This window comes from Parasutterella secunda, assembly GCF_023336895.1.
Classification (GTDB): Bacteria; Pseudomonadota; Gammaproteobacteria; order Burkholderiales; family Burkholderiaceae_F; genus Aphodousia; species Aphodousia faecalis.
The window spans coordinates 1-303 of the sequence record NZ_JAMBLT010000039.1; the positions used below are offsets into that span (position 1 = coordinate 1).

Annotated in this window: 1 protein-coding gene; it reads left to right on the forward strand. The window is 49.8% G+C overall.

Features of this window, described 5'->3' with window-relative positions:
- On the forward strand, positions 1-303 hold a 303-nt coding region (locus tag M3080_RS09215; protein ID WP_249092825.1), incomplete at both ends, for an IS200/IS605 family accessory protein TnpB-related protein.

A 303-nucleotide genomic window follows, 5' to 3' on the forward strand; every position in this document is an offset into this window, starting at 1 on the left:
GCGGTTTCCAGCGGAAAGGTTTGGAAAGCGGGCGAATTAAAACATAAGCGAGATAAATACTTGGGGTTGCGTGCGCGTTTACAAAGCAATGGCTCGCAAAGTGCCAGACAGCACTTGCGAAAAGCTTCGGGCAAAGAAAGACGGCATGTCACCCACGTCAATCACGTCGTGAGTAAATCAATTGTTGAGCAAGCGGCTAAACAGAAAGCGAAAGTGATCGTCCTGGAAGATCTGACGCATATCAGAGACCGTGTGAGAGCAGGTAAAAGAGTCAGAAGCCGACTGCACCGTTGGTCTTTCCGC